Here is a 21,688-nt window from a genome sequence, read left to right on the forward strand (position 1 = left end):
AATGGTGCAGAGGGTCCGGATGCGTGGGATGTGTTTGCGAAGGCGAGGAGCCAGATTTCGCCACCCTTACCGGGGCAGCGCCTTCACCTCGGTGTCGAACTTCTTCAGCAGGCGCGAGCGCTCGGCCGGACTGCCCCAGCGCGGCGTATCGTAGTCGATCAGCTTGATCTCCGAGAATTTTGGCGCGTCGGGAGAGAGTTCGGCGTTCCTGTTCGACGGGATCGAGTTGATCTTGAGCTTGGCATTGATGTTCTGCGCCTCGGGCGAGAGCGTGAAATCGATGAAACGGCGCGCCGCCTCGGCATTCCTGCCGCCCTTGATGATCGAAACCGAGCCGGTCTCGTAGCCCGTGCCTTCGCAGGGCGCGACGGTCTTGATCGGCGCCCCTTGCAGCTTCTGCGTCAGCATGTCGTGGATGAAGGCGATGCCGATCACCGTCTCGCCCAGCGCCGTCGCCTTGACCGGCGCGATGCCGGACTTGGTGTACTGATTGATGTTCTTGTGCAGGGCCTTGAGATAGTCGAAGCCCTTCTCCTCGCCGAGGCGCTGCACGGTGGTCGCGAGGAAGACGTAAGCCGTGCCGGACGAGCTCGGGTCGGCAATCTGGACCTCGTCGCGATAGGTCGGATCGAGCAGGTCTGCCCAGCATTTCGGCTCGGGCAGGCCCTTCTTCTTCAGCATCTCGGTGTTGTAGCCGACGCCAAGCGCGCCGAGATAAATGCCGGAGGTGCGGAATTTCGACTGCTCGGCATGGCGCTGCGCCCAGTCATGCAGCTCGGCGAGCTTGGGCGAACGATACTCGTCGAGCAGCCCCTCCTCCGCGGCCTGCAGATGCGGCTCACCGGGGCCGCCCCACCAGACATCGCCACGCGGATTGGAGGCTTCCGCCTTGACCTGCGCATAGACCTCGCCCGTGCTCTTGCGCACCATCGAGACCTTGATGCCGGTGGCGCGCTCGAACATCGTCGCGCCCTCACGACACTGCTCTTCGAGAATCGAGCAATAGACCGTGACCTGCCCCTGCGCCGCGGCAGGCTGATAGGAGGCCAGAAGCGCAGCACTGGCGAGCCAGAACGACGCCTGGCGAGCGAAACGGAAACCGGACACGAGCTCTCTCCCTGGCAAACTTGTCTGCCTGACAAATTCATTTGCCGACGAAGAAAGGATGCGCGAGCGGGCTAGTCAATACGGAAGCGGCGCGCGCCCATGCGGTCCACTGCCCAGGGCGCCACTCAATCGCTCAGAACAGGAAATAGCGCTGCGCCAGCGGCAGCTCGCTGGCAGGTTCGCAAACCAGCAACTCGCCATCCGCCACCACCGCATAGGTTTCCGGATCAATCCGGATGTCGGGCGTCGCGTCGTTGTGGATCATGCTCTTCTTGGAGATGCCGCCACGCGTGTTCTCGACCGCGACCATCTCCTTGTCCGTACCGAGGCGGGACTTGAGGCCATTCGCCAGCGCGGCCTGCGAGACGAAGACCAGCGATGTCGTGGTCACGGCCTTGCCGAAGGCGCCGAACATCGGGCGGTAATGCACCGGCTGCGGCGTCGGAATCGAGGCGTTGGGATCGCCCATGGGCGCCGCCGCGATCATGCCACCCTTGAGGACGAGATCGGGCTTGGCGCCGAAGAAGGCCGGCGACCAGAGCACGAGATCGGCTAGCTTGCCGATCTCGATCGAGCCGATATGGCGCGAGATGCCATGCGCGATCGCCGGATTGATCGTGTATTTCGCGACATAGCGCTTGGCGCGGAAATTATCGGCGCCGGTGCCGGCGTCCTGTGGCAGCGGACCGCGCTGCACCTTCATCTTGTGCGCGGTCTGCCAGGTCCGGGTCACGACCTCGCCGATGCGCCCCATGGCCTGGCTATCCGAGGACATCATCGAGAGCGCGCCGAGATCGTGCAGGATGTCCTCGGCCGCGATCGTCTCCTTGCGGATGCGGCTTTCGGCGAAGGCGAGATCCTCAGGGATAGAGGGCGAGAGGTGATGGCAGACCATGAGCATGTCGAGATGCTCGTCGAGCGTGTTGACCGTGAAGGGCCGCGTCGGGTTGGTCGAGGACGGCAACACATTGGGGAGGCCCGCCACCTTCATGATGTMGGGCGCGTGGCCGCCGCCGGCCCCCTCGGTGTGGAAGGCGTGGATGGTGCGGCCTTTGAAGGCTGCGATCGTGTCCTCGACGAACCCGCTCTCGTTCAGCGTGTCGGTGTGGATCATCACCTGGATGTCGTAGTCGTCGGCGACGGAGAGGCAGTTGTCGATCGCGGCCGGTGTCGTACCCCAGTCTTCATGCAGTTTCAGCGCGCAGGCGCCGGCCTCGATCATCTCGGTCAACGCGCCCGGCAGCGCGGCATTGCCCTTGCCTGCAAAGGCGAGGTTCATCGGGAAGGCGTCGGCTGCCCTGATCATCTGGCCGAGATGCCAGGGGCCGGGCGTGCAGGTCGTCGCGAGCGTGCCATGGGCCGGGCCGGTGCCGCCGCCCAGCATCGTGGTGAGGCCGCTCATCAGCGCGTCCTCGATCTGCTGCGGACAGATATAGTGGATATGACTGTCGAAGCCGCCGGCAGTGATGATCTTGCCTTCGCCGGCGATGACCTCGGTTCCGGGGCCGACGATGATGGTCTCGGACGGGTTGAAGTTTCCGAACCCGTTCTGGATATCTGGATTGCCGGCCTTGCCGATGGCGCAGATGCGCCCGGCACGGATACCGATATCGGCCTTGACGATGCCCCAATGGTCGAGGATCAGCGCGTTGGTGATGACGGTATCGACCGCACCAGCGGCATTGCTGACCTGGCTCTGGCCCATGCCGTCGCGGATGACCTTACCGCCGCCGAACTTCACCTCCTCGCCATAGGTGGTGAAATCCTTCTCGACCTTGATGACGAGTTCGGTATCGCCGAGGCGCACCGTATCGCCGGTCGTCGGGCCGAACATGGCGGCATAGGCATTGCGCGGAAAGGGAAAGGGCATCTCGAAGTCCCTGGTCGGTTCTTGCGACGTGTTAGCAATTCTCAGGCCGATGCATCCGGCTCCGATTTGGGCTGCCGGTCCTCAGCGCGCCGCTTCGTCTTGGCCTTCGCACCCGCGGGCTTGCGGCGGCGGGTAGCGCGCAGGCTCTCCTCCTGCAGCATCTCGAGCTGGACCTGCTGGATCTCGGCCAGGCGCTGCCATTGCCGGGTGATCAGATGGTCGATCTTCTCGTGCAGATGGCGGATCTCGAGTTCGGCCTTGAGGTTGACCTGATAGTCGTTGAACGAGCGCAGACGGTCCTTCTGCTCCTGCCGCTTCTGGCTCATCATGATGATCGGAGCCTKGATCGCCGCGATGCAGGAGAGGACGAGGTTCAGCAGGATGAAGGGATAGGGGTCGAAGGCCTTGTCCATCCCTTCCACGACATTGATCATCATCCAGATCGCCAGCACGACGCCAAAGCTGATCAGGAAGGCCCAGGAGCCGCCGAAGCCGGCGAGACCGTCGGAGAGGCGCTGCCCTACCGTGCGATGCTCCTCGAAATCGTCCTCGACATTCGCCGCGATGGTGTCCTGCTTGGCGATGCTTTCGACGACTTCACGGTCGAGCTCCGTGTACTCGCCATGCTCCTCACGCAGGATTTCCTCGACATAGCGCGTGCGGTAGCGCGCGAGCTCCGCCTTGCTGATCAGGCTCTGCTCGGTAAGCTGCGGGAAGTCGGACTGGATGCGCTCGGCCAGGGAAGGACGCAGCGTGGCAAGCGGGACAAGGTTCTTGCGGCTGGTCTCGACACCCGAAATGGCGCAGGTCCCGCGCTTCTTTCCGTTCGCGGCCAGTTGTTGTGACGATTTCTCTGCGATCGCGGTCATCGGCACTCTCACCCCGCACCGGCATCGGTCTCGCTAGAGCTTACCCATGATCTCCTGCCGGAAGCCATAGACCTCGCGCTTGCCGCCGAGCGCTACGAGCCTGACCTCGCGGGTCTGGCCGGGCTCGAAGCGCACAGCCGTTCCCGCCGGAATATCGAGCCGAAAGCCCCTCGCCTTCTCGCGTTCGAAGGAGAGCGCGGGATTCGCCTCGAAGAAATGATAGTGGGAGCCGATCTGGATCGGCCGGTMACCGGTATTGGCAACCGCGAGCATCAGGCTCTCGCGACCTTCATTGAGAATGAGGTCGCCGGGTAGCGTCGTCACTTCGCCGGGCTTCAGGCGCCCGGCCGAGCCGCGGATCGGCTCATGCACGGTGACGAGCTTGGTCCCGTCTGGAAAGGTCGCCTCGACCTGCACGTCATGGATCAGCTCGGCGATGCCGTCCATGACCTGGTCGGCCGAGATCACATGCGCGCCTGCCTCCATCAGCTCGGCGACAGAACGACCGTCGCGCGCACCCTCGACCACGAAATCGGTGATGAGCGCAACGGCCTCCGGATAGTTGAGCTTGACGCCGCGCTCCAGCCTTCGCCGCGCCACCATGGCAGCCATGGCGACGAGCAGCTTGTCCTTTTCGCGCGGCGTCAGGTTCATGCCTTTTCCTTCTCGTCTTCCTCGTCCTCTTCGGACTCGTCTTCCGAGGTCTCGACCTCTTCGTCGTCCTCGTCTTCCGCCTCGTCCTCATCGAGGTCGAGATCGGCGTATTCATAGGCGAAGACGATCTCGCTGGTGGCGGGATCGAAGCTGCTCGTGGTGGATTCCTCGAAGGCCTCGATCAGCATCTCGGCATCATCAGGCCCGTCGACGTCGAAGCGACGCGTGACGGTTTCCCCCTCGTCGGCGAGGGCGAGCTCGACCGCCCAGCCCCGCGAGCCGGTGTCATAAATGCATTTCAGGCCTTGGATCGCCAGCATGGTGCTCTCCTCACGTGGACCATGTGCGCGGCAGCGCACGCCCCGTGACATGCCGAAGCAGCATGACGAGGGCGCGACGGAGCGCCTGGGCATCGCGGGAGAGAAGGCGAATGACGAGAAGGCCGGAGACGAGCCCGGCCCCGGCCTCGACGCTGACACAGGCGGGATCCTCGGCAAGCAGCGCACGAAGCTCATCGAGCCTGGCAGGATGCTCCGGGCCGGCGGCGATCACGGTTGCGACGGCCCGCGCCCCGGCGGCAATGGCAGGCCGCTCCAGCGTGGCGGCGACCGCGCCGTCAAGGCGAAGCTCGTCGGCGAAAATCAGGCGGCCGTCGCGGCGGATGCGCCAGCGATCGTGAATGGCACCGCGCTGCATCGTCTCGCCCATGGCGATGCGGCCGAAGACGATCGATTCACAGGCGACGAGGCGGGCGTCGGTGGCGAGGTCAATCGTCAGATTCCGGGCGAGGCGAGCGCCCGAAAACAGGATGCTCTCCTGCGGCAGCCAGGCGAGGCTCGCCCCGGCAGCAACCGAGAGATGGGTCTCGACCCGCGTGTCAGCGCCCTGGCTGCGATAAATCTTCTCGGCCGCCTGCGTGGTGATGACCGCCTCGGCCTGCGCCTCGATGACGGCATCGACCCGCATCGCGTCGCCACCGGCCATGCCGCCGCCGGTGTTGATCAGCACGGCCTCGCAGGTTGAGGCGAAGGTGTCGGGGAAGCGGGCGCGGTAGCCGCCGGACTCGGCGAGCTCGAGCCGGCGCGTCACTTCGCCGACCCTGGCGAAACGCAGGCGCACGCCGCCATTGGCCCGAACATAGGCCGGCAACAGCGGATCGGCAGAGGCCGGAAGCGGCGGCGCGAACATCGAAGGCCCTGGCGCGAATGAACCTTCAGCCATTCTCCGCCTGCGGCCTCGCCGGGCAAGAGGTGGCGCCGTCAGCGCCGCCCAAATTTCAGGCAGGCGCTGCCCGTTCCACGGGCGCCGCTTCAGCCGGGGCCGGTCTCGATCAGGAAGCGCATCACCTCGCCGCGCGTCGGCGCGCCGGCGCGACCGCCAAAGCGCGTGCATTTGATCGCAGCGGCCGCCGAGGCGAAGCGGATGGCGCTGCGCTCGTCCTGTTCCTCGGCCAGCGCCAGCGCAAAAGCCCCATGCCAGACATCCCCTGCGCCAAGCGTGTCGACGGTCTCGACCGCGAAGGCCGGCAGATGCGCGACTTCGCCATTTTCGATGAAGAGCACCCCTTCCTTGCCGAGCGTGACGGCAAGCCAGGTCGCTGCACCCTGCCCGACCCGGGCGAGGCCAAGGCGCGGATCCTCCTCCCCCGAAACCTCACGCAAGGCCTGGGCGCTGAAGGCGACATGGCTTGCGGTCGCCACGAGATCGGGATGAGGCGGCCTACGGTCGCCATCGAGCAGGCCCGGAATACCGGCCTGGCGCGCAAGCCTCAGCGCCGCGAGCGCTCCTTCGCCCCAGCGCGTATCGGCGAGCACCGCCTTCGCCCCATCCGGCAGGGTTTTCGGGAGCCACTCGGCGCTCTCCGGCATCGCCGGATCGGAATAGGAGACGACCATGCGTTCGCCAGCGGCATCGACAAGAATGGCTGAAACCGGTGAGCGCAACCCCACGGCGCGCAAGGCAAAGCGGGTATTGACGCCCTCGTCTGCGAGCTCAGCCACGATCTCGTCGCCGACACGATCGTCCGCGAGCCGGGTCGCCAGCCAGGATTGACCGCCAAGCCGCGCGATGGCGACCGCGGCATTGCCGGCGCAGCCGCCACCGACCACCGCCAGATCGCGTGAGCGATATTTCTCGCCACGCGTCGGCATGGTCTCGACGCTGTAGACATAGTCGAGGGTTGCGATGCCGAGACTGAAGACGCCGGCCATGGATTTCAACCGCTGAAGCGATATTCGCTGACCTGCCGGTAGACCTCGCCGGGGCGCAGCACGGTCGTGGGAAAATGCGGCAGATTGGGTGAGTCCGGCACGTGCTGGGGTTCCAGCGCGATGCCGGCATTCGGACCATAGGGCTGGCCATCGAGCCCCGCCACGGCAGTGTTGAGCTTGAAGCCGTCATAGACCTGGAGCGCCGGCTCCGTCGTCCAGAGTTGCATCGCGAGCCCACTGCGCAACGAGCGCAAGATCGCGGCATGGGCGAGCGTCAGCCCGGCGAGCGCGCTCGGCTCACACTGGTCGCGGAGGAGGACATAGTCGTGATCGAACCAGAAGCGCGTGCCGTCGGGGTTTGCGAAGCGGACCGCGCGCGGCTTGCGAAAATCGAAGGGCGTGCCGGCAACCGGAACGAGCGATCCGTCCGGGATCAGGTCGGCATCGACCGGCGTCATCAGATTGGCGCGGACCTCGAGCTCGTGGTCGAGAATGTCGGGACCATCATCGAGCTTGAAATAGGAGTGATGCGCGAGATTGACGATCGTCGGCGCATCGGTGGTGGCGGTGAGTTCGATGCGCAGCGTTGCTGCCCCGACAAGGCTGTAGCGGCACCAGAGATTCAGCGCACCGGGATAGCCGGCATCACCGTCAGGCGAGACCAGGGCCAGCGTCACGCTTGCCGCGTCATGATGCAGGATCGTCCAGGGCCGCTTGCCAAAGCCCTGCCCGCCACCATGCAGCGAATGCCGGCCGTTCTCGTTCAGAGGCAACTGATAGGTCTTGCCGTCGAGCGTGAAGCGCCCGCCGCCAATGCGGTTGGCGAAGCGTCCGGCGATCGCGCCCATATGCGAGGCGTGCTGGGGATAATCGGCGGGATCGGCGAGCCCGAGTACGACACGCTGCGGCTGGCCGCTCGTCAGCGGCACGCGCAGATCGCGCAGCGTCGCGCCCCAGTCCATGACACGCGCCTCGGCCCCACCGGGCGAGCGAAGCACGATGTCGTGGATCGGCGTGCCGTCCGAAAGGGTCGCGGCGATAGCAGGCTTGGTCATGGGCATCACACCACCAGCAAGGAAACGCGGCCGAAGCCGCGCCCTCTCGTGCCCGATTTCATCGCCGTGCTCAACGGTCACACGCATGGGTCTGGCGCTTGGGCCCGGCGTTTGAGCCCGGCGCCTCGGCCCTCACCAAACCCCGGTATTCGGCATGCTCGCCCACGGCTCGGCCGGCGCCTTGGCGGGCCCCTTCTGCAGGATCTCGATCGAGATGTTGTCGGGAGAGCGGACGAAAGCCATGTTTCCGTCGCGCGGAGGGCGGTTGATCGTGACGCCCGCCTTCATCAGCTTGTCGCAGGTCGCGTAGATATCGTCGACCTCATAGGCGAGGTGACCGAAATTGCGGCCGCCGGTATAGACTTCCGGATCCCAGTTATAGGTCAGCTCCAGCGTGGGGCGGCCACGGCTGCCTTCGGCGCCCTTGGCGTCGGCGGCGTCATCCGGCGCAGCCAGGAAGACCAGCGTGAAGCGTCCCTTCTCATTTTCGATGCGGCGGGTTTCGACAAGGCCGAACATGTTCACGTAGAAATCGAGTGACGCGTCGAGATCGGTGACACGCACCATGGTGTGGAGATATCGCATGCTTGGGGCTCCCCTTGTTCGGCCGGGTTGATCTCGCTCCTAAATCGGGCCAGACGCTCTGCTTTCCAAGAGGCGGCGCGCGAGGCGGGCCATGACGAGAACGCAAGACGTGGACACGAAACGCCCCGACGCCGCGACAATTTCCAGCATCAAGCAGCGTGCTGCCTTGCTGTCGGTGATKGCGACGCTCCTGCTGACCGGAGCCAAGGGCATCGCTGCGATCCTCTCCGGCTCGCTCGCCCTGCTGACCGATGCCTTGCAGGGGCTGATCGATATCGGCTCGACTCTGTTCACCTGGTTCGCGGTGCGGGCGGCCGACAAGCCGGCCGACGCGGAGCACCATTACGGCCATGGCAAGGTCGAGGCGTTGGCGGCGCTGGTCGAGACCGCGATCCTCTTTACGCTGGCCGGAGCTATCCTCTGGGAGGCGATCAGCCGGCTGTGGAGCGGTACGGTCGACGCCGTTACCGTCATGCCCATCGTGCTTGGCGTCATCCTCTTTTCCATGATCGTCGACGCGATCCGCTGGCACTCGCTGCGCAAGGTCGCGGCGGAAACGGGCAGCGAGGCACTGGCAGCCGAGGCGACGCATTTTTCGGCGGATTTCGTCGGCTCGGCCCTGGTTCTCGTCGGCCTCATCGCCGCCTGGTTCGGCTTTGGGCGGGCCGACACGATCGCCGCCTTCGCGATCGCAGCCTTCATGGCCTATTCCGCCTTCAAGCTCGGGCGCCGCACGATCAATACATTGCTCGACGCTGCCCCCGCCGGGCTGAGCGAGCGCCTGACCGCCGCAGCCGGGGCTGTGCCCGGCGTCGTCGCCGTGGAATGGCTGAAGGTTCGGCCTTCGGGCGGCCAGACCCATGGCGAGATCGGAATTCGCGTCTCGCGGACGCTCCCGCTCGACCGTGTCGTCGCCATCAAGGACGCGCTCGTGCTGGCGTTGCGCGAGGTCGAGCCAGGGGCCGAGATCACCGTCACCGCCAACCCGATCCAGGTCGATGATGAGACCGCGCTCGAGCGGGTTCTGCTGATCGCGCTCAAGCTCAAGATCCCGGTGCACCACGTCACCGTGCACAGCATCGGCGACCGACTCTCGGTCAGCCTCGATATGGAGGTCGATTCCCGGCTGCCGCTCGGCGAGGCGCATGAGATCGCGACCCGGCTCGAGACCGCGATCCGCGCCGAGTTCGGCGGCGAGACAGAGGTCGAGACCCATATCGAGCCCATGGAAACCGGCACGCCGCCGGGCCACAATGCCGCATGGGACGCGGTGGAGGATATCGGCAAGGCGCTTGCCAAGGAGGCCGCGGGACTCGACGGCCCGATCCACGACATCCACAGCGTCCGCGTGCGCCAGACCCCGAACGGTCTCGTGGTGAATTATCACTGCCGTGTCGATCCGGCGCTCGACGTCGCGGCGGTCCATGCCGCGGTCGACGCGATCGAGCGCGCCGTCCGGATCGCGCGCCCGCAGGTCTGCCGGCTGGTCAGCCATGCCGAGCCTGCGCATCTGCGCCAGCCTGCCTGATCAGCGCGCACGGACTTTCAGCGGAAGGGGGCTCGGGCTACAGACAAGGCTCAGATGTCGTTTTCGCCAGGGTTGTCCATGCGCGCCGAAGATACCCCCCTGATCCGTCTCGAGGATTATCGTCCCTCCGACTGGCTGATCGATACGGTCGATCTCGACTTCGTTCTCGATGCGCATGAAACGAAGGTGCGGGCCCAGCTTGGCCTCAGGCCGAATCCGGCCGGGCAGCCGGGATCGGCGCTGGTCCTCGACGGGGACGAGCTGACGCTGGTCTCGCTCAAGCTCGATGGAACCACGCTGGATGCTGCGGCCTACAGCGCCACGCCGCAGGGACTGACCGTGCTCGCGCCACCGCAGCGCGGCTTAACCCTCACCATCGAGACGGTGCTGAACCCCTCGGCCAATACCAAGCTGATGGGGCTCTATCGCTCGTCCAACGTCTACTGCACCCAGTGCGAGGCGGATGGCTTCCGCCGGATCACCTATTTCCTCGACCGCCCCGACGTGATGTCGGTCTACACCGTGCGCCTGGAGGCGAAGAAGGCCGAGGCTCCGGTCCTGCTCTCGAACGGCAACCGGGTCGCGACCGGGGATGTCGCCGGCACCGACCGGCATTTCGCGGTCTGGCACGACCCTCATCCCAAGCCCGCCTATCTGTTTGCCCTGGTCGGCGGCACGCTCGACCATGTTCGCGAGGACTATGTCACCGCCGATGGCCGCAAGGTCGAGCTCGCCGTCTATGTCGAGCCCGGCAAGAGCAGCCGCGCCGGCTGGGCGCTGGACTCGCTGGTGCGCTGCATGCGCTGGGACGAACGCGTCTTCGGCCGGAACTATGATCTCGACGTGTTCAACGTCGTCGCCGTGTCGGATTTCAACATGGGCGCGATGGAGAACAAGGGCCTCAACATCTTCAACGACAAATATGTGCTGGCCGATCCGCAAACCGCCAGCGATGGCGATTATGCCAGCATCGAGGCGATCATCGCGCACGAGTATTTTCACAACTGGACCGGCAACCGGATCACCTGCCGCGATTGGTTTCAGCTGTGCCTGAAGGAAGGCCTCACGGTCTTCCGCGACCAGGAATTCTCCTCCGACGAGCGCTCCCGCCCGGTGAAGCGCATCGCCGATGTGCGGACCCTGCGCGCAACCCAGTTCTCCGAGGATGCGGGGCCCCTCGCCCACCCCGTCAGGCCGCGCGCCTACAAGGAAATCAACAACTTCTACACGCCGACCGTCTATGAGAAGGGCGCGGAGGTGATCCGCATGCTCAAGGTCCTGATCGGCGACGAGGCCTTCAAGCGCGGCATGGATCTGTATTTCGAGCGCTGCGATGGCACCGCCGCGACGATCGAGGAATTCCTGGCCTGTTTCGCCGAGAGCTCGGGCCAGGATCTCAGCCATTTCGCGCGCTGGTACGAACAGGCGGGCACCCCAACGATCGTCGCCTCCGGCCGCTACGATGCTGCCGCAAGGAGCTATACGCTCGATCTCGCCCAGAGCACGCCGCCGACCCCCGGCCAGCCCCAGAAAGCGCCGGTGGCGCTGCCGATCGCGCTCGGCCTCGTCGGCAAGGCCGGCGACCTGCCGCTCCACAGCAACTCGAATGCCTATGCGGGCGACGGGCTAATCGTGCTCGACCAACCGTCGCTGTCAGTGACCTTCACGGGCCTGGACGAGGCGCCGATCCCGTCCTTGCTGCGCGGCTTTTCGGCCCCGGCGCGGCTGGAGCTCGATCTTGCCGATGCCGATCTGCTGCGCCTGTTCTCTGCGGACAGCGATTCCTTCAATCGCTGGCAAGCGCTCCAAACGGTCGCGACGCGCGCGTTGACCAGCGCCGGGCGCGGAGCTCTCAGCGCCGCCGGGCTTGCCGACAAGGCCACGGAACTCGCCGGAGCGCTCGACGCCTTCCTGCGCGATCATGCGCTTGCCGACCCTGCCTTTGCCGCCCAGGTGCTGCGCCTGCCCGCCGCCGCCGATATCGCCCGCGAGATCGGTCGGGATGTCGATCCCGACCGGATCCATGCGGCCCACCGCGCGCTCTCGGCACAGATCGGCAAGACACTGGCCGACAGGCTTTCGAGCCTGCGCGACGCGCTTGACGATAAGAGCCTCTATTCGCCGGATGCCACGGCAGCCGGGCGAAGGGCGCTGCGCAACGAAGCGCTGGGACTGCTCGCCATCGGCGCCCCCGAGACCAGCGCGCGCCTCGCAGACACCCAGTTCAGCGCCGCCGACAACCTGACCGACCGGCTTGCGGCACTCGCCGCCATGACGCTGATCCCGGGCGAGGCTCGCGAAGCCCTGATCCGGCGCTTCGCAGAGCGCTATGCGGCTGAGCCGCTCGCGCTCGACAAATGGCTGATGGCGCAGGCTCTGATCGCCGAGCCCGGCACGCTCGGCCGCGTCAAGGACCTGATGCGGCACCCGACCTTCTCGCTCGGCAACCCGAACCGCGTCCGCTCGCTCATCGGCGGGTTTGCCGCCAACCTGACGCAGTTCAACCGACCCGATGGCGCCGGCTATGATTTCGTGGCGGATATCGTGATCGCGCTCGATCGGACCAATCCCCAGATCGCCTCGCGCCTGCTCGGTTCCTTCAAGACCTGGCGCACGCTGGAGCCGGGCCGTCGCGGCCTCGCTCAGGCGGCCCTCACCATGGTGTCGCGCACCCCCAATCTGTCGCGGGACGTCGCCGATATCGCAGAGCGCGCACTCGCCTGAGAGGCGGGGCGCGCACCGCCTGTCCAGTTCGTTAACGATTTATTACCCGCACAAGATTCATTCTATGAATTACTACAACCATAGGGTGAATTCTGAGCCCCTGATTCAACTCAAAGCTAGACAAACCGATTCGGTCGGATTCAACTGGCGGTGATTCGAGGGGATGCGGCACGTCTCCCGATCTTACTGACGGTACTGTTATCCGAAGGGGGAACGGGCATGGCGCGTGCGAACGCGACCTGCGCGGCAACGCGCGCAGGCACGATTCTGGGTGTCGCAAGATCGCTGACTCATCCGCTCTACCAGCGGTTTGAGAAGGCTGAGCCGACCTTTCGCAAAGTCATTCCTGCCCTCGTCCTCGGCTTTTTTGTCCTGTTCGGTGCCGGCGCCTATATCCAGACCTCCGCGATGCGTGACGATGCATTGTCGGATGCGATATCTGATCTCGACCTCGTCGCGTCATTGATCGCGCGAGAACTCGACATCGCGACAAAGATCGATGCGGCACCTGCAACTGTTCTTGCCGCACTTGCGACCAAGCACCTGTCCTCACATGGCCGCCTCGTCCATGTCAGCGATGCCAGCGGTCAGGTCATCGCCAGCGAGCCGGTGATTGGACAGGCCCGGCGCACGCTGGTCGATTTCCTTGGCCAGACCCAGCCGCTGACCGTGTTCGGCGACCGGGCCGGCGTCATGAAGATCGTCCTCCCAGGCGGCCTTGAGACCTTCGCGACCGTCCGCAACCTCGCCGCCCCGCTCGGCCAGGTTGCGGTCTTGCAACCCGCGTCGCGGGTGCTGTCGCTCTGGAATGAGCGCAGTCGCGCGCTCACCATCCTGTTCGGCTCGGCCGCGCTGGTCCTTTCTGCCCTTACCGTCGCCTTCCTGATGCAGTCGAAGCGCGCCCGCGCCGCCGACGAGGACTGCGACTGCGTGCGCGAACGTATCGATACCGCGCTCAACCGCGGCCATTGCGGCCTCTGGGACTGGGACCTCGCGCGCGGCCGCATCTACTGGTCGGACTCGATGTATGCGATGCTCGGCTATGACCGCGCCGGCGACTTCATGTCCTTTGGCGAAGTCAATGCCTTCATCCATCCGGCCGATGTCGATCTCTACGCGCTCGCCGACGCGATCAGCCGCGGCGAGGCCGACCATCTCGACCAGGAATTCCGGGTTCGCGACGTCAATGGCGGCTGGGTCTGGCTCAAGGCCCGCGCCGAGCTGGTCACCGACCGGCGCACCCATTCGCAGCACCTCGTCGGCATCGCAGTCGACATCTCCGAGCAACGCCGCATGGCCGAGCAGACCGCGACAGCCGATGCCCGCCTGCGCGATGCCGTCGAGGCCATCTCGGAAGCCTTCGTGCTCTGGGACGCGGATAATCGTCTCGTGCTCTGCAACGCCAAATACCAGCAGTTGCACCAGCTTTCCGCCGAAGCCGTCCATCGGGGCGTGAGCCACGAAGAGGTGATGAGCCTCAGCGCCCAGCCCAATATCGACCGCGAGCCGACCCGCCACTCCCGCGAGAACGGCACCTCCTACGAGGCGCGCCTCTCCGATGGCCGCTGGCTCCAGATCAACGGACGCCGCACGAAGGATGGCGGCTCGGTTTCGGTCGGCACCGACATCACCACGCTGAAGCAGCAGGAAGAGCGGCTCACCCAGTCCGAGCATGAACTCCTGATGCATGTCACCAATCTCAAGGCCTCACGCCAGAAGCTCGAGGCGCAGGCTCAGCAACTCGCCGATCTCGCCGAGCGCTATCTCGAGCAGAAGGCTGCCGCCGAAACCGCCAACCGCGCCAAGTCGGAATTCCTGGCGAATATGAGCCACGAGCTGCGCACGCCGCTCAACGCCATCATCGGCTTCTCCGAGATCATGGAGAACGGGATGTTCGGTGCCCTCGGCAGCGAACGCTATGTCGAGTATGTCCGCGACATCCGCACCAGCGGCGGCTATCTGCTCAGCGTGATCAACGACATCCTCGACATGTCGCGGCTGGAATCCGGCAAGCGCCGGTTGGAAGCCTCCGATGTCGCGGTCGACCTCGTCGTGGCCGAGGCCGTGCATGAGGCCCAGGACCAGATCGCGCGCAAGGACCTCACCCTGACCGTCGAGGGGGCCAAGAACCTGCACCTCGTCGCCGATCCGCATGCGCTCTACCAGATTCTCCAGAACCTGCTCGACAACGCGATCAAGTTCACCCCCACCGGCGGGCGCGTCGCCATCCGCACGCGGCAGGTGCCGGACGCGCTCAACATCTATGTCGAGGATACCGGCATCGGCATCCCGAAGGAGAAGATCGACCGTATCGGCCGGCCCTTCGAGCAGGTCGAGGGCGAGCTCATCCGCAGCCATGGCGGCTCCGGCCTCGGTCTCGCCATCGCCCGGTCCCTGACGGAGCTCCATGGCGGCTCGCTGCGCCTGCGCTCGACCAGCGGCGCTGGCACGATCGTGATGGTGCATCTGCCCCTGAACGGGGGCGCCGGGCGGATCAACGCCCAGGCTGCGTAAGGCTCCCTCAGCCCTGACGGGCTGCGCCCAGCACCCGCTTGAAGATTCCGCGCACGGCGCTCCGCGTTTCGTCCAGTTCTGCGCGCAGCACCTTGGCATCCGGCCGGCCAACGGCCGTCGCGATCCGGCGCAGCACACGCTCCGGCACCGCCTTCGGATCGAAGGCCTCCTCAACGGTGAAGCGCTGCCAGAGCTGCACGTCGCCAATCAGACGGTGCGCCTCCACGAGAACCGAGGCATCTGCTTGCGCCAGCAGCCCGGCTTCGCGCGCAGCGACGAAGACCGACGCGGTATCGCGTACCAGAAGCCCGGGATGAGCGCTGGCGTGAGCCAGGATCAGGAACTGCGCCAGGAAATCCAGATCCGTCAGCCCGCCCGCAGCAAGCTTGAGATCCCATGGATCGCTTTCACCCTTCTCCCTGGCGATCAGCGCCCGCATATCGGCAACCGCCGCAGCGACTTTGGCCGGCTCGCGCCTGCGGCCCAGGATGGCCGCGATCGCCGCTTCAGTGCGGCGCGCGAGCCCAGCATCGCCGGTGATGACGCGGGCACGCGTCAGCGCCATCTCCTCCCAGATCTCGGCTTCGCCGCCGTGATAGGCCTCGAAGCCGGCGAACTGGGTTGCGGCCGGGCTCTTGTTGCCGGAGGGCCGCAGCCGCATGTCGACCTGGTAGAGCGTGCCACGCCGCGTCGGCACCGTCAGGGCCGCAACGAGGCGCTGCGTGAACCGGATATGCCAGGTCACCGGATCGAGCGATTTGCGCCCGGTGCTGACCTCAGATGCAGCAGGTCGGTCATAGAGCAGGATCAGGTCGAGATCGGAGGACGGCGTCAGCTCGCCCGCCCCGAGCCGGCCGAGCCCGAGGACCACCGTCTCCGCCCCCTCGACCACGCCATGGTCTTCTGCGAAGGCCGTCTTGGTGTCGTCGAAGGCGACGCACAGGCAGGCATCGGCCACCGCGCAATAGGCCTGACCGGCCTGCTGGGCGGCATAGACGCCCGAAAGCAGCCGCGCCCCGACGAGGAAGTTCTCCTKCCGGGCCGCGTCGCGCAGTCGATCGAGCCCGTCCTCCACGCTGGGCGGCGGCGTCCCGACAGCGGCGCGAATGCGCCGCGCGACCGCCTCGCCATCGAGCACGGATGAGGTGAAGGCCGGGTCGATCACTCCGTCGAGCACATGCGGGTGCAGGGCGGCGACCTTGGCCAGGCGAGGGGCGCTGCCAAGAATCTCGGCGAAGATCGTCAAGAGCGAGCCATGCGAACGCAGCAGGGTCAGCAGTTCGACAGCCGCCGGCATCCGAACGAAGGCGTTGTCGAGATGGGCGAGTGCACCATCGGGATCGGCCGTGCGGCCCAGCGCCACGAGCAGCGCCGGCGTCAGCTCGGTCAACACCTCACGGGCGCGCGCACTGGTGACGGCAGCACGGCGGCCGAAATGCCAACCGCGCACGGTCTCCGCCACGGTTTTCGGGGCGCGAAAGCCGAGCTTGCCCAGCGTTTCCAACGTATCGGGATCAAGCTCGGTGCCGGTGAAGCTCAATGTGCCTGCCTCGCTCGCCAGGCTCGGACCTTCTTCGAACAGCAGCCCATAATGGCCTTCGACGCGCTTGGCATGAGCCGTCAGCGCCTTGCCGAAAGCGGCCGTCGAGGGATAGCCGCAGAAACGGGCAAAGGCCTCGAGATCGGCCTTCTGCGTCGGCAGCGTCTGCGTCTGCTCGTCATTGCGCATCTGCAGGCGGTGCTCGATCGTGCGCAGGAAGCGATAGGATTCGCCGAGCTCGTCGCGCGCCTGGGGCGTGATCCAGCCTTCGCGGTTCAGTTCGGCCAGCATGTCGAGGGTCCGCGCACCGCGCAAAGCCGGACGCCTGCCGCCGAAGACGAGCTGCTGTGTCTGCACGAAGAACTCGATCTCGCGGATGCCGCCGCGCCCGAGCTTCACGTTATGGCCGGCGACCGCAACGGTCTCGTGGCCCTTCACCGTCTGAATCTGGCGCTTCATCGCATGGATGTCGGCGATCGCGGCGAAGTCGAAATATTTGCGCCAGATGAAGGGGGCGAGATCGCGGATGAAGCGGTGGCCGAGCTCGAGGTCGCCCGCCACGGGACGCGCCTTGATCATCGCCGCCCGTTCCCAGTTCTGACCGACGGTCTCATAGTAGGAATAGGCGGTCGGCAGCGCGACGGCGACATGCGTCGAGCCGGGATCGGGCCGCAGCCTGAGATCGACGCGGAAGACGTAACCGTCCGGGGTCCGCTCCTGGATGATCCGGGCGACCTGTTGCGTCAGCTTGACGAAGAAGCTCGATGGCTCGGCGACGCCCGCGGCCTCGGCCGCTTCGGGATCGAAGAAGACGACGATATCGATGTYGGAGGAGTAATTCAGCTCGCMGGCGCCGTGCTTGCCCAGCGCGAGCACGACGAGGCCTGAGCCCGGGCCTGGATTGGCTGGATCGGCCAGGGTAATCCGCCCGAGGTCGGCCGCCTGCCGCAATGCATGCGCAACCGCCAGCCGCACCGCCATGTCGGCGGTCGCGGTCAAGGCGGCCGTCACCGTCTCGACATCCCAGAGGCCGCCGATATCGGCGAGCGCCACGAGCAGCGCCATGGCCTGGCGAAAGCGCCGCAAGCCCCGCATCAGTTCGCCGGTCTCGCATTCGGCGGCGGCACCCAGAGCTTGGATATCACCGAGCAGGGCGTCCCGCCGCGCTTCCGGCTGCAAGGTCAGGGAGGCGAGCAGCCCTTCGGGATCAAGCCGCATGACCTGCGCGAGAAAAGGCGAATGCGCCAGCAGACCAGCGACGAGTTCGGTCGAACGCGGATAGTCCGCGAAATGGGCGGCGAGAGCCTGGGCGGCCTTCTCGTCCCGCAGGCGATCGATCAGGTCATGCGCGATGAGCGCATCGGCCTTGGCCCGCGCCGGCAGGACGGGCGCGCTCGAAACTCTCTCGCAAAGCTGCCCGTCCATTGCATAACCCCGCCGATCAAGCCGACTGGAGGCCAGCAGGGTTCGCCTGCGCTGTCGAGGCGGGAAGCGCTCCTTCCCCGGCTGTTTCCACAGGCTTGGGCGGAGCTTCCGGCAACAGCATGACAACGCGCAGGCCCGGCGCATTGTCCTCGAGCCTGATCTGGCCGCCATGGAGCCGGACGACGCCGGCCGCGAGCGAGAGGCCGAGCCCGAAGCCGGGCTTGCTGCGGCTCTGATCCAGCCTGACGAAGCGCTCGAGAACGCGACCGCGGTCGGCCTCGGGAATACCTGGCCCATTATCGGTCACGGAGAGCTCGATCTGTTGCCCGACCACCCCGGCGGCAACGCGCACGATGGGGGCGGCCTCCCCGGTCGGCTTGCCATATTTCAGGGCATTGTCGATCAGGTTGGCGAGCGCCTGTCCGATCAGCTCGCGATTGCCCAATACGCGCAGGTCAGGCGTAACCTCGGTGACGATCTCAAGACCCGCCTCTTCCGCCAAGGGTTCGTAGAGCTCGGCGAGCCCCGAAACAACCTCCGAGAGATCCAATTCGGCCATGCTGTCATTGATCCGCCCCGTTTCCAGCCGCGCGATCATCAGCAGCGCATTGAAGACGCGGATCAGATTGTCGGCCTCATCGATGGACGCATCCAGTGCGCCGCGGAGTTCGTCCGGCGACTGGGCGGTCCGGAGCGCCTCCTCCGCCCGGTTGCGCAGACGTGTCAGCGGCGTCTTGAGATCATGCGCGATATTGTCGGAGACCTCCTGCATGCCAGACATCAACTCGCCGATCCGGTCGAGCATGGCATTGAGATTGAGCGCCAGCCGATCCAGCTCGTCGCCGGTACCGGAGATCGCGAGCCGCCCCTTGAGATCCCCCGCCATGATGGTCTGCGCGGTATCGGTCATGTCGTCGATGCGCTTGAGCACGCGCCGCGCCACAAACCAGCTCGCGAAGCAGCCCAGCACGAAGACGAGCAGAAGCGACCAGCCGGCCGCCCGCCGGATCACCACGCCCAGCCGATCCCGTTCCTCGAGGTCCCGGCCGACGAGCAGCCTGAAGCCGGCCGGAAGCACGAAGACCCGGACGATGGCGCGGCTCGGCGAGTCGAGCGCGTCGCTGCTGCGGGAATATTCGATCTCGCTCTCACCCGGCAGGTCGAGAGCGCCCGGCTGCAGTGCCTCGACATTTCCGGCCAGACGCTCGCCGACCGGCGTCGTCACGAGATAAAGCGAAGCGCCCGGCGCGCGCGAACGCCGCTCGATGATATTGACGAGGCGCCTGATGCCACCCAGGCGCTGCTGCTCGGCGAGCCCCTGGATCTCGGCGTCGATCGTCGATCGGATCTGGTCATCCAGCAGCCGCTTGGCATTCCAGGCGACATAGCCGAGCACAAACCCGGCGAAGAGCGCGAAGATGACGAGATAAATCGCGGTCAACTTGAAGGCGGTGGTGCGGAACAGGTTCGGCAGGAAGCGCTGCTTCCTCTTCGGAGCCTGAGACGCACCGGAGCCCGGCGAGACGATGTCAGCGGGTCGTGTCACGAACCATGTATCCCGCGCCGCGAATGGTGTGGATCATCGGATGCTCGAAGCCCTTGTCGACCTTCGAACGCAACCGCGAGACATGCACGTCGATGACGTTGGTCTGCGGATCGAAATGATAGTCCCAGACATTTTCGAGCAGCATCGTGCGCGTCACGACCTGCCCGGCATGCTTCATCAAATACTCGAGCAGGCGGAATTCGCGTGGCTGCAGCGGTATCTCGCTGTCGCCGCGCGTGACCCGGTGGGCCAGCCGGTCGAGCACGAGATCGCCGACGCGATAGGTCGTCGGCTCCGAGGCCGGCGCCGCACGCCGCCGCGACAGCACCTCGACGCGCGCCAGCAGCTCGGAGAAGGCATAAGGTTTCGGCAGATAGTCGTCGCCGCCGGCACGCAAGCCCTTGACGCGGTCATCGACCTGCGCGAGCGCCGACAGGATCAGCGCCGGCGTCGCATCGTTCTGCTCCCTGAGCGAACGGATCAGCGACAGGCCATCGAGGCGCGGCAGCATGCGATCGACCACCAGAACGTCATAGCCGCCCCCCTCCGCCATCGCATAGCCCTGCAGGCCGTCGGCGGCATGATCGGCAACATGCCCAGCCTCGCGAAAGGCCTTGACGAGATAGGCCGCCGCTTCGGCGTCGTCTTCAACGATAAGGAGTCGCATGACGGCAGGTTACCTCAGGAAACTGAAAAACGGCAGGCCGGATGAATACATCCGGCCTGCCGCGTTAAGGCTGGTTTACCTGGCAGGGGCGACTGAAGGCCAGGAAGCCTGCCCAACCTTGTTTAGGCGGCCGGCTGACGGCCGACCTCGAAGCTGACCTCGCGCTCCTTGCCGTCGCGCCACACGGTCAGGGTCGTCTTGGTGCCCGGTGCGAAGACCGCGATCTTCTTGGAGAGATCGCGGGCGTCGGCGACCTTGTCGCCATTGACGGCGATGATCGTGTCACCACGCTTGATGCCTGCCTTGGCGGCGGGACCATTGGCCTGCGCCTCGGCGATCAGGGCGCCATGGGGCTCCTTGAGGCCGATCGCATCGGCGACTTCGGCGGTGACCGGCTGGATCTGGACGCCGATGAAGCCACGGGCCACGGAGCCATCCTTCTTCAGCGAGGCGACGACGCTGTCGACCGTGGCAGCGGGAACGGCAAAGGCGATGCCGACATTGCCGCCCGACGGCGAGTAGATCGCGGTGTTCACGCCGACGACCTCACCCTTCTGGTTGAAGGTCGGGCCACCCGAGTTGCCGCGGTTCACGGCCGCATCGATCTGCAGGAAGTCGTCATAGGGACCAGAGCCGATGTCGCGCCCCTGGGCCGAGACGATGCCCGCGGTCACGGTGCCGCCGAGGCCGAAGGGGTTGCCGACAGCCAGCACCCAGTCGCCGATGCGCGGCTTCGTCTTGGCGAGCTGGACGAAGGGGTAGTTGCCCTCCTCGGTGACCTTCAGCAAGGCGATATCGGTCCGCGGATCGGTGCCGATGACCTTGGCCGCAAGCGTCTTGCCGGAATCGGTGACGAGCTGGACCTCGGTCGCGTTCTGAACGACGTGGTTATTGGTCACGACATAGCCGTCCTGGCTGACGAAGAAGCCCGAACCCTGCGACATGCCCTGACGCGGCTGCGGCTTGCCCTGACGCGGGCCCTGGCCCTGGCCCTGACCCTCTTCACCGAAACGGCGGAGGAAGCGCTCGAGCGGGTGGCCGGGCGGCAGACCTTCGATGCCGCTCTCGCCATCCTCGGCGGAGGCGGCAGCGACGCTGGTCTTGACGCGAACGGAAACGACAGCCGGCTTCACGTGATCGACCATGTCCGCAAAGGACGGGAGCTGGGTCTGGACGCCGGAGAGCTGGATCGGCTGGGCAAAGGCGCTGTGATTCTGCATGAGAGCGCCATCCGCGAGACCAGCGGCAAGACCGATGCCCAGCGTGGCCGCACCGGCGATCAAGGCGCCGCGCTTGAGGATGGACTTGGAAGTGGTAGGGGTCGTCATGGTTTTACCTCTGCGACTGACGGCAGGGGCATTCCCTGCTTGGTGTCGTGACCATGACGGGTGGCG

At 66.0% G+C, this 21,688-nt stretch carries 16 protein-coding genes; 3 read left to right on the top strand and 13 right to left on the bottom strand.

The window, feature by feature from the left end:
* Positions 1 to 66: 66 nt before the first annotated feature.
* The 9 genes from AC1DIO_RS14845 to AC1DIO_RS14885 form a co-directional block, all read right to left on the bottom strand.
* Positions 67 to 1,107 carry an ABC transporter substrate-binding protein gene (locus AC1DIO_RS14845; RefSeq protein ID WP_476853589.1) on the bottom strand — a complete coding sequence of 347 codons (1,041 nt, stop codon included), beginning with the start codon at positions 1,105 to 1,107 and terminating at the stop codon, positions 67 to 69.
* 133 nt (positions 1,108 to 1,240) lie between these two features.
* Positions 1,241 to 2,977, bottom strand: a complete 1,737-nt coding sequence (gene ureC / locus AC1DIO_RS14850; RefSeq protein WP_476853590.1) for an urease subunit alpha — start codon at positions 2,975 to 2,977, stop codon at positions 1,241 to 1,243.
* A gap of 41 nt (positions 2,978 to 3,018) precedes the next feature.
* Positions 3,019 to 3,846 (bottom strand): DUF1003 domain-containing protein, encoded by an 828-nt coding sequence (locus AC1DIO_RS14855; RefSeq protein WP_476853591.1) that lies wholly within the window; start codon positions 3,844 to 3,846, stop codon positions 3,019 to 3,021.
* Between the two features lie 33 nt (positions 3,847 to 3,879).
* Positions 3,880 to 4,500: an urease subunit gamma gene (locus AC1DIO_RS14860; protein WP_476853592.1), complete on the bottom strand. Its 621-nt coding sequence runs from the start codon at positions 4,498 to 4,500 to the stop codon at positions 3,880 to 3,882.
* Entirely contained in the window at positions 4,497 to 4,820 is a 324-nt protein-coding gene (locus tag AC1DIO_RS14865; protein WP_441506603.1) for a hypothetical protein, read from the bottom strand. The genes AC1DIO_RS14860 and AC1DIO_RS14865 overlap by 4 nt, the downstream gene beginning before the upstream one ends.
* Before the next feature lie 10 nt (positions 4,821 to 4,830).
* Positions 4,831 to 5,721, bottom strand: coding sequence for an urease accessory protein UreD (locus AC1DIO_RS14870; RefSeq protein WP_441506604.1), 891 nt, complete (start codon positions 5,719 to 5,721; stop codon positions 4,831 to 4,833).
* 89 nt (positions 5,722 to 5,810) lie between these two features.
* Positions 5,811 to 6,710: a PfkB family carbohydrate kinase gene (locus AC1DIO_RS14875; protein WP_476770115.1), complete on the bottom strand. Its 900-nt coding sequence runs from the start codon at positions 6,708 to 6,710 to the stop codon at positions 5,811 to 5,813.
* A gap of 5 nt (positions 6,711 to 6,715) precedes the next feature.
* Positions 6,716 to 7,765: an aldose epimerase family protein gene (locus tag AC1DIO_RS14880; RefSeq protein ID WP_441506606.1), complete on the bottom strand. Its 1,050-nt coding sequence runs from the start codon at positions 7,763 to 7,765 to the stop codon at positions 6,716 to 6,718.
* A 132-nt stretch (positions 7,766 to 7,897) separates the two neighbouring features.
* Entirely contained in the window at positions 7,898 to 8,350 is a 453-nt protein-coding gene (locus tag AC1DIO_RS14885; protein WP_441506607.1) for a VOC family protein, read from the bottom strand.
* Positions 8,351 to 8,441: 91 nt separating this feature from the next.
* Here AC1DIO_RS14885 and AC1DIO_RS14890 point away from each other — a divergent pair, with 91 nt between their 5' ends.
* The 3 genes from AC1DIO_RS14890 (at position 8,442) to AC1DIO_RS14900 (ending at position 15,116) form a co-directional block, all read left to right on the top strand.
* Positions 8,442 to 9,878, top strand: coding sequence for a cation diffusion facilitator family transporter (locus AC1DIO_RS14890; protein WP_476853593.1), 1,437 nt, complete (start codon positions 8,442 to 8,444; stop codon positions 9,876 to 9,878).
* Between the two features lie 78 nt (positions 9,879 to 9,956).
* Positions 9,957 to 12,602, top strand: a complete 2,646-nt coding sequence (gene pepN / locus AC1DIO_RS14895) for an aminopeptidase N (RefSeq protein WP_476853594.1) — start codon at positions 9,957 to 9,959, stop codon at positions 12,600 to 12,602.
* 219 nt (positions 12,603 to 12,821) lie between these two features.
* Positions 12,822 to 15,116 carry a PAS domain-containing sensor histidine kinase gene (locus AC1DIO_RS14900; RefSeq protein ID WP_441489150.1) on the top strand — a complete coding sequence of 765 codons (2,295 nt, stop codon included), beginning with the start codon at positions 12,822 to 12,824 and terminating at the stop codon, positions 15,114 to 15,116.
* Between the two features lie 7 nt (positions 15,117 to 15,123).
* Here AC1DIO_RS14900 and AC1DIO_RS14905 read toward each other — a convergent pair whose 3' ends face one another.
* From AC1DIO_RS14905 to AC1DIO_RS14920, 4 genes are all read right to left on the bottom strand, one after another.
* Positions 15,124 to 18,081, bottom strand: a complete 2,958-nt coding sequence (locus AC1DIO_RS14905) for a bifunctional [glutamine synthetase] adenylyltransferase/[glutamine synthetase]-adenylyl-L-tyrosine phosphorylase (protein WP_476853595.1) — start codon at positions 18,079 to 18,081, stop codon at positions 15,124 to 15,126.
* A gap of 16 nt (positions 18,082 to 18,097) precedes the next feature.
* A complete protein-coding gene (locus AC1DIO_RS14910; RefSeq protein ID WP_441489235.1) occupies positions 18,098 to 19,555 on the bottom strand; it encodes a HAMP domain-containing sensor histidine kinase in 1,458 nt (485 codons plus the stop codon).
* 55 nt (positions 19,556 to 19,610) lie between these two features.
* On the bottom strand, positions 19,611 to 20,294 hold the full coding sequence (locus AC1DIO_RS14915; protein ID WP_043241143.1) for a response regulator transcription factor: 684 nt from the start codon (positions 20,292 to 20,294) through the stop codon (positions 19,611 to 19,613).
* A 122-nt stretch (positions 20,295 to 20,416) separates the two neighbouring features.
* Positions 20,417 to 21,622, bottom strand: a complete 1,206-nt coding sequence (locus AC1DIO_RS14920; protein ID WP_441489148.1) for a S1C family serine protease — start codon at positions 21,620 to 21,622, stop codon at positions 20,417 to 20,419.
* Positions 21,623 to 21,688 lie beyond the last annotated feature (66 nt).

It is taken from the genome of Allobosea sp. 05T439 (assembly GCF_056396005.1).